This is a genomic window from Arthrobacter sp. TB 23 (assembly GCF_000294595.1).
GTDB lineage: Bacteria > Actinomycetota > Actinomycetes > Actinomycetales > Micrococcaceae > Arthrobacter_D.
In genome coordinates this window covers 40,477-51,089 of sequence record NZ_ALPM01000066.1, presented here as the reverse complement: position 1 = coordinate 51,089, position 10,613 = coordinate 40,477, and the positions used below count along the sequence as shown (strand labels likewise).

General features: G+C 61.0%; 11 protein-coding genes. 8 read left to right on the top strand and 3 right to left on the bottom strand.

Features of this window, described 5'->3' with window-relative positions; all coding sequences use genetic code 11:
- Window positions 1-823, bottom strand: an 823-nt coding sequence (locus B384_RS0110070; RefSeq protein WP_019482992.1) for a zinc-dependent alcohol dehydrogenase, incomplete at its 3' end; no start/stop codon positions are given.
- Window positions 824-895: 72 nt separating this feature from the next.
- Here B384_RS0110070 and B384_RS0110065 point away from each other — a divergent pair.
- Window positions 896-1,330: an SRPBCC family protein gene (locus B384_RS0110065; RefSeq protein ID WP_019482991.1), complete on the top strand. Its 435-nt coding sequence runs from the start codon at window positions 896-898 to the stop codon at window positions 1,328-1,330.
- 17 nt (window positions 1,331-1,347) lie between these two features.
- Window positions 1,348-2,073, top strand: a complete 726-nt coding sequence (locus B384_RS0110060; protein ID WP_019482990.1) for a CDP-alcohol phosphatidyltransferase family protein — start codon at window positions 1,348-1,350, stop codon at window positions 2,071-2,073.
- Between the two features lie 56 nt (window positions 2,074-2,129).
- Here the strand turns inward: B384_RS0110060 and B384_RS0110055 are convergent, their stop codons facing one another.
- Together B384_RS0110055 and B384_RS0110050 are read right to left on the bottom strand one after the other, a co-directional pair.
- On the bottom strand, window positions 2,130-3,053 hold the full coding sequence (locus tag B384_RS0110055) for an aldose 1-epimerase family protein (RefSeq protein ID WP_019482989.1): 924 nt from the start codon (window positions 3,051-3,053) through the stop codon (window positions 2,130-2,132).
- A complete protein-coding gene (locus B384_RS0110050; RefSeq protein ID WP_019482988.1) occupies window positions 3,053-3,529 on the bottom strand; it encodes a DUF3515 family protein in 477 nt (158 codons plus the stop codon). Before B384_RS0110050 ends, B384_RS0110055 begins: the two co-directional genes overlap by 1 nt.
- Before the next feature lie 116 nt (window positions 3,530-3,645).
- Here B384_RS0110050 and B384_RS0110045 point away from each other — a divergent pair, with 116 nt between their 5' ends.
- The 6 genes from B384_RS0110045 (at window position 3,646) to B384_RS18525 (ending at window position 10,602) form a co-directional block, all read left to right on the top strand.
- Window positions 3,646-4,680, top strand: a complete 1,035-nt coding sequence (locus B384_RS0110045) for an LCP family protein (protein WP_019482987.1) — start codon at window positions 3,646-3,648, stop codon at window positions 4,678-4,680.
- A gap of 11 nt (window positions 4,681-4,691) precedes the next feature.
- Complete coding sequence (locus B384_RS20600) at window positions 4,692-5,396, top strand: hypothetical protein (protein WP_156809051.1); 705 nt, start codon at window positions 4,692-4,694, stop codon at window positions 5,394-5,396.
- 116 nt (window positions 5,397-5,512) lie between these two features.
- Complete coding sequence (locus B384_RS19715; protein WP_019482985.1) at window positions 5,513-6,637, top strand: S-layer homology domain-containing protein; 1,125 nt, start codon at window positions 5,513-5,515, stop codon at window positions 6,635-6,637.
- Window positions 6,638-6,752: 115 nt separating this feature from the next.
- On the top strand, window positions 6,753-7,952 hold the full coding sequence (locus tag B384_RS0110030) for a glycosyltransferase (RefSeq protein ID WP_026041099.1): 1,200 nt from the start codon (window positions 6,753-6,755) through the stop codon (window positions 7,950-7,952).
- Between the two features lie 11 nt (window positions 7,953-7,963).
- Complete coding sequence (locus B384_RS0110025; protein WP_019482983.1) at window positions 7,964-9,706, top strand: glycosyltransferase family 4 protein; 1,743 nt, start codon at window positions 7,964-7,966, stop codon at window positions 9,704-9,706.
- Window positions 9,703-10,602: an ABC transporter permease gene (locus B384_RS18525; protein WP_050994942.1), complete on the top strand. Its 900-nt coding sequence runs from the start codon at window positions 9,703-9,705 to the stop codon at window positions 10,600-10,602. The genes B384_RS0110025 and B384_RS18525 overlap by 4 nt, the downstream gene beginning before the upstream one ends.
- Window positions 10,603-10,613 lie beyond the last annotated feature (11 nt).

The window sequence follows — 10,613 nt, the reverse complement described above, 5'->3', positions numbered from 1 at the left end:
GGCGGGCGCGACGCGGGGCGGCGATGGTCCCCACCTGGCTTGCCCTGATGCTCAGCCGACGCGCGTGGAAGTCGGCTCCCAGCGGCACCTCAGGGGAGCGGGTGCCGTACCAGGACATTTCGATCACTTCACCCTCGTCGCCGAGCAGGCCCAGCCCCAGGGACAGGCCGGCTGCTGTGGAGGAGCAGTGGAACACAATGTCGCAGTTGCCGGCCGCGTCGTCGGGATGCACCCAGTCCACGCCCAGCTCCGTTGCGAGCGTGGCGCGGGAGGGATCCGGGTCCACCAGTTGGAGGCGTCCCAGCGGGAACCGGCGCAGCAGCGTCGCGAGTGCGGCGCCGATCATGCCACCGCCGACGACGGCGATCCGGTCGCCCATGCAGGGCCGTGCATCCCACAGGGCGTTGACCGCGGTCTCGACGGCGCCCGCCAGCACGGCGCGCTCGCTGGGGACGTCGTCGGGAATCACCGTCAGAGCGGACACCGGGACCACATAGCGGTCCTGGTGCGGGTAGAGGCAGAACACCCGCTGGCCCACCAGCGAGTCGGGTCCTTCCTCGACGACGCCGACCGAGAGGTACCCATACTTCACCGGGCCTCCGAAGGTGCCCTCCTGGAAGGGGGCCTCCATGAGGGCTGCCACCTCGGGAGGGATGCGGCCGTCGTGGACCAGCGTCTCGGTGCCTCGGCTGATCCCGGAATAGAGGGTGCGAACCAGTGCCTGCTCGGTCTCCCGTTTGGGCAGGGGAGCGGTGCGGAGTTCGCCGTGTCCGGGCCGGGTGGTCCAGTACGACTGGCTGTGCTCGGAGGAGGTGCAAGACATAACTCGATTATGCCCTGCAGCCTGGCGGACGCACCCCAGCTTGTTGGCACAGCTCATCAGTAGACTGGGCAGATGATTACTGTCAAGGGAACCATCAGCACGCCCCTCTCACCCGCACGGGCTTTCGCCTTCCTGAAAGAGTTCGAGAACACCAGCGAGTGGGATCCGGGCACGCCAGTGGTGGAGAAGCGCTCCATCGGCCCGGTAGCCGTGGGCCACCGGTACCATGCAGAAGCTGAATTCCGGGGCAAGCGCCAGCCCATCGGGTATGAGGTGACCGAACTGCGCGAAGGCCACATCAAGCTGCGCGGCGAAAACAAGACGCTGGTCTCGTTCGACTCGATCGACGTCGTCCCCTCCGGTTCGGGCAGTCATGTCACGTACACGGCCGAGTTTCAGCTCAACGGATTCCGGCGGATTGCCCAGCCTTTCCTGAAGCCGGCTTTCAACACGCTGCGGGACCCGGCGTTGAACGGGTTGCGCGACAAATTGAACTCGCTCGTCTAGTTCCGGCAGGTAGGCCAGTGGCTCAAGTCAGCAGGCGTGCCCTGTTCGATGCGTCAGGCGCTGTCGTGGGATCGATTGGCGTCGGCATCACGCTGCTGGCCCTGAACGATTCCCACAACGTCACCAACCTCGCGGCGGTTGTTGCCGGTCTCACGCTGGTGACCGTAGCGGCGCTCAGCGTGGTGCGCCGTCGGCCGTCCTATTCCGGCCCGGCCGACCGGGTCACTCTGTTCCGCGCGGTGCTCGCGGGCGGGTGCGCAACCATCGTGGTGCTGTCGTTGTGGGGGACTGTGCCCACCAGGTCCTGGTGGCTGGTGCTGTTGGCGGCGACCGCTGTGCTGCTGGACGCCGTAGATGGAGCCGTGGCCCGGCGCACCGGCACAGCCACCAAGGCTGGCGCTCGCCTGGACATGGAAACCGACGCGAACCTGCTGCTGGTGCTGTCGATCCCGGTGGCACTGACCGTCGGCTGGTGGGCGTTGCTGATTGGGCTGATGAGGTACCTCTATGTCGCGGCGTCCTGGGTACGCCCCGCGCTCAGAAGCGAACTGGAGTTCAGCAGCTTCCGGCGGGTCGTCGCCGCCACCCAGGGTGTGGTGCTGGTAATCATCCTGGTCCCGGTGACTCCCATCGCGCTCGCGGTCCCGGTGGCGGCCGCTTCGCTGCTGTTGCTGGGGGTGTCCTTTGGCCGGGACGTGGTGGCCCTCGAGCGGTCAGCTGCCCGGCCCGTCACGCGTCCCTGACCCCTGACCCCTGGCCCAGGCCTCATCTCAACGCCAGAACCAGCAAGCAAAGACCCCTAGATTGAGTGAATCCGCCAGCTCACCGTGTGATCAGCACCGGGCTGAAGCGTCACCAGGTCGGTTCCCGAGTTGAACGCATCCGGCGGGCACGTCATCGGTTCGACGGCGAGTCCCCGCCTGCTGCCAGCCGGATCCTTGGGCAGGTCACCGGTATGGACCTGCACCCAGGGGCAGCCGCTACCAAACGAGACCGCTGCGCCGTGCCCATCCGGACCGGTCACGGAAACCGTGGCGGCGCCGTCGTCGTACTGGACCCCGGTGAAGGCATGGTCAAGGAACGTGTCGTTGATCCGCCGCGGCGTACGGAAGTCGAAGTCGCCGGACACGGCAGCCAGAGCGGTGGGGATGAGCCGGTCCTCAGTTACTTCCAGGACGGTGTCGGCGGGAATGGCCAGGGTCCATTCATCCACCAGTCCGTCGCCGGCCACCAGATAGGGGTGGGGTGCCACACCGTAGGGGGCGGCGTCGGGCCCGGTGTTCGTGGCGGTCACCGTGGTGGTGAGGCCGCCGTCGTCGAGCGTGTACGTGGTCTCAAGGGTAAGCCGGAAGGGGTAGCCCTCCTGCGGCACCACTGTCGCGCGGAGCCGGACGGAGGAGTCGCTCTGGTCGGCAGTCTCCCAGTCCTCCCAGGCGAGGAGCCCGTGCAGGGCATGACTACGCTCGGGTTCGGTGAGGCTGAGCCGGTGGGTGGCGCCGTCCAACGTGTAGGTACCGTCGACCACCCGGTTGGGCCACGGGGCCAGGATTGCGCCGCGGTAGTTGGGGCGGATCTCGTCGGCGTCGTAGGAGCGGATCAGGTCGCGTCCGCCGAACCGCAGTTCACGCAGCGACGCTCCCACACTGGCGACGACGGCGCTGTACTCACCGTGGGTCAGGTGCAGCTGGCGTCCGGACAGGGGAGTGGGGGCGGCGTGATCCATCATGAGCCTTCGGGTAGTTCCAGTTCGTCGTCGACGCTGAGACATTCGGAATCCTGCTCGACCACCGAGACGGCCGTACCGAGGTCAACCAGGATGGTGCTCGACGGCATTTCGTTCGGGTCGAACAGCACTTCCACCGCCGGGTCGCGGCCGTAGGTGGTGGCTCGCCAGACCTCTTCCTCTTCCTGGATGATCCAGTCGACGCCGTTCACTGACGCGCAGGCATCGGTGGTTGGGCCGGGCACGGCGACGCCGCACCGGAGGACCACCTGCGAGGGGTCGCCCCACGCCGCGGTCGCCTGGCTGTTGGTTTCGCGCAGCTCGTTCTCGGCAACGAGGTCAGGCAGCGACACCATGACCGACGCGCACTCGGGGTTGGCGGCGTCGGCGGCTGCCTCCACCCCAACGATCGGCGAACACGCCGTCAGGCCAAGGGCGACGACGGCGAGCGGGGCTGAGAGACGGGAGGCACGCATGGTGCCAGTTTAGTAGTCACGACACCGCCGGCCGATCCTGCTGGTTGCGCCTCCCAGCTTCTTCCCACGGTTGATGGTTAGGATGGGGAGCTGTCTCATGTCAGGGGAAACCAGTCGTGTCAAACTATCTTGAAGAACCCGTCGAGCGGAGCGCTCGCAAGAAGCGTCCGGTACGCATTGTGCTCATCGCGGCGCTCGCCTTGGTGCTGGTGGCCGGCCTCGTTGCCGGCGGGTATTTATTCAACCTCGCGAATACGTACAACACGCAGACCGAGACCATCGAGGAAGTCTTCCCCGAAACCACCGACCGCCCCACCCGGTCTCCGGTCGCAGAGGAGGCCCGCAATATCCTCCTGCTCGGCAGTGACGAGAACGGCGGCAGCGGCGAAACCGAAAACCTGCCCGGCGTGCCGAATGCAGGCCGCTCGGACACCATGATGCTGATGCACATTCCCGCCAACCGCGAGGGTGTGTACGTCATGTCGATCATGCGCGATACCTGGATTGACGTTCCCGGCTATGGCGAGCACAAGATCAATGCGGCCACAGCATTTGGGGGAGTGCCGCTGCTGGTGCAGACGCTTGAGGGCATGTTCGATGCGCCCATCGACCACGTCGCGATCATTGATTTCGAGGGGTTCACCGGGCTAACTAACGCGTTGGGCGGGGTCACGGTCAATAATGAGATCGCGTTCCAGTCACGCGGTGCCGACGGCGAATTCTTCGACCAGGGCGAGATCAATCTGCGGGGCGAGTCGGCGTTGAAGTTTGTCCGTGAGCGGTACGCCTTCACTGACGGCGACTACCAACGGGTGAAGAACCAGCAGTTGTTCATTAAGGCGATCATGTCCAAGTTTCTGACCGCGGAAACACTCACCAATCCGCTCAAGATCAACGAAATTGTCGCTCAGGCATCCCCATACCTGAGTGTTGACGAGGGTCTGGACGCGTCGACCGCCGGCGGATTGGCGCTCTCGTTGCGGAATATTCGTGGCGATGATGTGCAATTCTTCACGTTGCCGAACCTGGGAATCGGCACCTCCGCGGATGGTCAGTCGATTATTCTGAAGGACGACGCCGCAATCGCGGACATTGCCGAAGCGCTGGACAACGACACCCTGGGTGACTATCTTCAGACCGCTGCATCGTAGAATTAGGACCCATGGGATTATTGATGCGCCGGGCTCTCGCCGGTCTAGCCGCGGCCTCGCTCACTGTTGGAGCGGGTGTGGGCGCGGTCCACGCCACGGAAGAGCCGCCGTTGCCGGTGCCGACGGCCGAGCCGGCCCCTGCGCCTACAACTAATCCTCCGGCGCCAGCCCCGGCTCCGGCCCCAGCGCCAGCCCCAGCACCAGAGCCTGAGCCAGAACCGGAGCCAGCGCCTGAACCCCCGCCTCCGGCGACTGATCCAGCCACCGGCTTCACGATCGACCCAACCACTGGTTACCTGATCCATCCACCCACGGGTTATCTGATCGAACCGGGCACCGGCAATCTCATCGATCGATCGAACTTCTTCTATACGGATTTCCGTTGGATTGCGGAGACCGGTGCTGTGGTGGACCTGAATGAGGAGACCGAGGAACCGGAAGAGACGCCGTCACCAGAGGAATCCGAGTCGGCTGAGCCTGAAGAGTCTGAGTCCCCTGAACCGACACCATCGCCGACCCGCTCAGCAACGCCGTCGCCCTCGCCTTCCCCAAGTGAGGCAGCCGTTGTCGATGCCAGCGCCGCGTCTGAGGAGGCCTCAATTGGCTCCAGCCCGATCACCAGGGGCCTGGTAATCATCGGTCTTGTTGGCCTGGGTGTCCTCTATTACGCGAAGCTTCGGGGCGGGAATACCGCTGGTCCAAAACCGGGAAAATAGCCCGTTTCGCGAGTGACGTTTTGATTACGCTTCGCCTCAATAGCCCCTTACGTCCCATTTAGCCGGGATCTCACCCATACGATGAATCGATCATTCGTATCTGTAGGGGAGACAGTATGACCAGTGCCGAATCGGCGCGTCCAGGCAATCAGTCATCGATTCAACGAAGCGCCAATCGGCGGACCACAGCTGTTTTCTCGGGCCTCGTTGTCTCAAGCCTGATGATGGGTGTGGGGGTTTCTCCGGTTTCTGCAGCTGACGATTTTGGTCAGGTCACCGGCACGGTGCTTGGTTTGGGTTCGGACGATCAGCTCTGTGTTTATGCGCTTCCCGCTCCTGTTACGAACTCGGAGCCTGGTGTCTCGCCGTCCAGTGGGCAGCTGCAACCTATCGTGCCGCCTCCCACCGAAGGCCCCTGCGCTGATACGCCCCTTGCGGTGGAGTCGCAACTGGTGGTTGACGGTACTTACACCTTTGAAGCGCTTGAACCTGGTGCCTACCGGCTCTACCTTGATGATCCTCGACCTGATGAGTCAACGGTTACGGGTGCGTCTCAGTGGGTTCCCGGCAAGGTCCTCAAAACTTCGGCTCAGATAGTGACTGTCGAAGCCGGCGCATCGGTTGTCGCGCCGAGCACCACCGCATTCCCTGCGCGGTCTTTTAATGATGTTCCGCCGACGTTGCAGTTCTCCAAGGAGATCTCGTGGTTAGCGTCGACTGGCATCAGCACAGGCTGGACCGGGCGCGACGGGACTTCAACCTTTCGACCGGTAACACCGATCGCGAGGGACGCGATGGCTGTATTCATCTATCGACTGGCTGGATCCCCGGAGTACACGCCACCGGCAATTTCACCGTTCGCTGATGTGCCAACGGACAACGTGTACTACAAAGAGATCGCCTGGCTAGCTGCCGAAAAAATCAGCACTGGTTGGCCCCATGATGATGGTTCCCGGATCTTCCGGCCGTTGAGCCCGGTGGCTCGTGACGCTATGGCTGTATTCCTCTACCGGTTTGCCGATCGGGGTGCCCTTGAGGACACCGCGGCTGCGCCGTTTGAAGACGTGCCAACGGACAATGTCTACTTCAAACAGATTTCCTGGCTGGCTTCGACCGGCATCAGCAGAGGGTGGACCTCGGCTGACGGTACGAGCACCTTCAAACCCTATGCCGCGATCAATCGTGACGCCATGGCCGCCTTTATGATGCGGTATGCCCTAATGATTAATACGCAGTCCTAGGCTCATATCATGCGAAAAGACACCGGAACAGGGGAATGGTTGCCCGAGGTCTACACTTGATCCTGATCCTGATCCTTATTGACACGAAGCAACCTAGACACTTTGGGGGTGTACGTTGCGTATCTTATTGCTGACGCATTCTTATGCCCCTGAGCACAGTCCGCCGCAGAGAAGATGGACACAGTTCATTCGTTCCTTCCGCGCTGCGGGATGGGATATCGATGTAGTTGCTCCCGTGGCGCATGCGCCTCACGGCCGACGAACGCTGCCCCGCAGCGTCGCAGGAAGGCCATTCCTCTGTTCCTTGGGGGAATATGGAGAACGCATCCGTAGGGTTCCGTTCCTTTGGCATCGCAACACTCGCCTGGGCCGGTTAGGCAACCACTTGTTTTCGGCGGCCTGCACTGTGCCAGCCGCATTGATGGCAAAGCGGCCCGACGTCGTTGTCGTCACTGTGCCCAGCCTTCCTATCCTCGGGGCCGGCTATGTTGTCTCTCGGATCCTGAAACGACCGCTCGTTGTCGATATGCGGGATGCCTGGCCGGACATCGCTCGGGATGCGCGGCTCGTTCAGGGCAGCGCCAAAGGGGTAGTCGAGCGAATCATTATGGCCATCCAGGACCGGGCTGAACTGGTGGTGACTGTCACCCACGGATTCGCTCGCACTCTGCGTGACCGTGGCCTGAAGAACGTCGCAACTGTGAGCAACGGGGTCGATCTTCATACTCTGGACAAACTTCCGCCACGCCCGATGGAGTCAGACCGGCTTGAAGTGCTTTACCTCGGTAACCATGGAGAAAGCCAACGACTGGATGTACCGATCAGGGCGGCAGCCCTTGTCGGTAAGCAAATGCGTCTTACCATGGTGGGCAACGGAGTGCAGCGCGCCGACCTGATGCATCTGGCACAGGAGTTGAAGGCACCTGTCGAATTTCATCAGCCGGTCCATGGGCCTGAAGTGATGGGGTTTTATGACCGGACCGATAGCTGCATCGTGTCTCTGCGGGACGACTGGAAATCCTTTGAGACCACCATTCCTTCCAAAACCTATGAGGTTTTGTCGTTAGGTCGTCACATCACCGGCATTGTGCTGGGTGAGGCGCGGAAAATTCTTGAAGACGCGGAATCAGGCCACGTTGTTACATCCTCGCCTGAGGAACTCGCTGAAATGTGGAAGTCGCTTCAGGCCGATCGATCGCTGCTTCAGGTGAATGGCGCCGGGCGTGCCTGGGTGGAGAACAACGCAGATGTAGAGGCGTTGGCACAGAGCTATATCGACCTGTTGGCTGAGATTGCCGGCGGTCCCCACCGGTGAAGCCACTATCGGTGCTGCGCAATGCTCGGTTGTTAGGCGTCACAGTATTCCGGCACCTGGGCGACGACCCTTTCCTGCTGTTTTTGCAGGTTTCGCGGAGACTGCCCAGCGGCTTCGTTGATCGCGGGGCGGGTTTGGCCTCGGTTGTTGGGCGAGGTCCTCTGGTGCAGGCCATATCGTCCTACCTCCAAGGGGACAGGGCGCGCACCGAGCAGGTGCTCACCGCGGCGCTTGAGGCCGGTGAGCCGCCGTCCCGGCCCGCGTTGCTGGCTGAGGTTGCTTTGGCGGCTGGATACACCGCGTTGACCGACAAGTTCATTACTCTGGCGCAGGTTTCTGGTGCCCGGGATGTTAGTCGAACAGTTGCCCGACGGCGTTGGTATGACGGCGACATGAGCGGTGCGATTGAATCGCTTCAGGCTGCTGATCGATTCAGCGCCGCGGAGCGTCTAGCCTCCGAGCGCAGGGTCTTCGAGGGGTGGACGCCCACACTGACCCCGGTGAATGGGTATACCCCCCTTCCACGCACCGTGCTGCACGTGCTTACGAACTCTTTGCCGCATACCGGTAGCGGCTACGCCCAACGTTCGCATTCAATCCTGAAAGCACAGCACGATGCCGGGTGGCACGTTCATGCTGCTACTCGTGTCGGCTATCCGGTACAGGTGGGAAAACTGTTCGCTGCGGACGTCGATCTCATTGACGGTGTCGTCTACCACCGGTTGCTCCCTGGGCGCCTTGCGAAGGGTTTTGATGCCAGGCTTCAGCAGCAGGCGGAGCAACTGCTGGCGCTGGCGTTACGGGTTCGCCCTGCGGTGTTACACACCACAACTCACTTTGTTAACGGGTTGGTGGTCCGCGAAGTTGCGCGGGTTCTCGGCATTCCCTGGGTCTACGAGGTGCGAGGCCAGCTCGCTGACACTTGGGCGTCGAGCCGGCCGGATGCGGCAAAGCAGAGCGAGCGCTATAAGCTTTTCACTGAAAGTGAAGCGCAGGTTATGCAGAGTGCCGGCCTGGTGGTGACATTAGGCGAGGCTATGAAGCAGGACATCGTGGACAAAGGAGTGGATCCCGGCAGCATTCTGCTGTGTCCTAATGCTGTGGGCGACGAGTACCTCGACGAGCCCATGGCCTCGAGCAATGCACGCGAACTTCTCGGACTGCCTGCGGCTGGTGTCTATATAGGCACAGTGAGCAGCATCGTCGACTATGAAGGTCTTGATGACTTGTTGCGCGCCTTTGCGATTCTCGTGCCGGCCTACCCCGGACTGCGTTGTCTGATTGTGGGGGATGGGGTTGCGCTACCTCGCCTGAGAAAATTGTCTGTTGATTTGAGCATTGCAGCTTCGGTTACATTTACCGGGCGGGTGTTACGCGAACACGCACGACTCCATCATCAGGCCATAGATGTCTTCGTTGTCCCGCGAAAGAATTTGGATGTCACCCGGGCAGTAACGCCCCTCAAACCGGTGGAGGCCATGGCATGTGCGCGGCCGGTGGTAGCGAGTGACTTACCCGCCATGCGAGAGATAGTCGAGGACTTAGTGACCGGAGTACTTACAGCTACAGACGATCCCTTTGCGCTTTCGCGCAGCATACGCGCTCTTATCCGCGAAGATGGACTGAACCCGACACCCTTGGCAACTGTGATTGGTGCTGCGGGACGGGAACGCGTCTTAGCGGACCGGACATGGAAGAAAAATGCGGGCGTGGTTCTGAACGCATATGCCCTTCTGGAGACGCAATCCTCATGACAAAACCAACTCGGTCACACGGGCCAGTTACCCCGGAATCGACAGACATAATTTCGCTGCCGGTTGATACCCGCGGCATGATCCGGGTCGGCGCTCGGCCTGGATTTCTCCAGTATCTCCTTCAAATCTGGGAACATCGTCAATTTATATTTTATGATGCAAAGGCCCGAGTACAAAGTGGAAATAGGCGGGACCGACTGGGTAGCGCATGGATGATTTTGAATCCGGTGCTGAACGGACTAACTTACTACTTAATTTTTGGGATCCTTCTGCAGACCGGTCGTGGAATAGAAAATTTCATCGGATACCTAATCATTGGAGTTTTTCTTTTCCAAATTACCTCGCGGGCGATTACTAATGGTGCACGCTCGATCCAGAACAGCCGTGCCGTTATTCAGGCCTTCAACTTTCCGCGGGCTACGTTGCCCATGGCGGTAAACATACGGGAAATACTGGCGGGAGTTCCCGTAATCATCACCATGCTTGTGCTAGTTCTAATATTTCCACCTGCGGAGGAGATTACCTGGTTGTGGGCTCTGATATTTCCCGCTCTGCTTTTACAGGCGTTCCTCAACTTGGGAATCGGGCTTATTTTAGCCAGGGTAATCTCGACCGTTAATGATGTGACCCACCTATTAACCTTCGGTTTACGCGTGTGGATGTATAGTTCTGCGGTATTCTTTTCTTTTGATAATCTGAACATAAATCAAACTGTCCTCGATATTATTAAATTAAATCCCCTTTACCAGATTCTAGATATCGTGAGAGATTGCGTTCTATATGCCACGGTACCGGAATGGCAATCGTGGGCAATTTTAGCGGCCTGGGCGTTCAGCGCATTGGCAATCGGATTTGTTTACTTCTGGAAGGCGGAAGAGTCATATGGCCGCGAGTAGGAATACAGGTC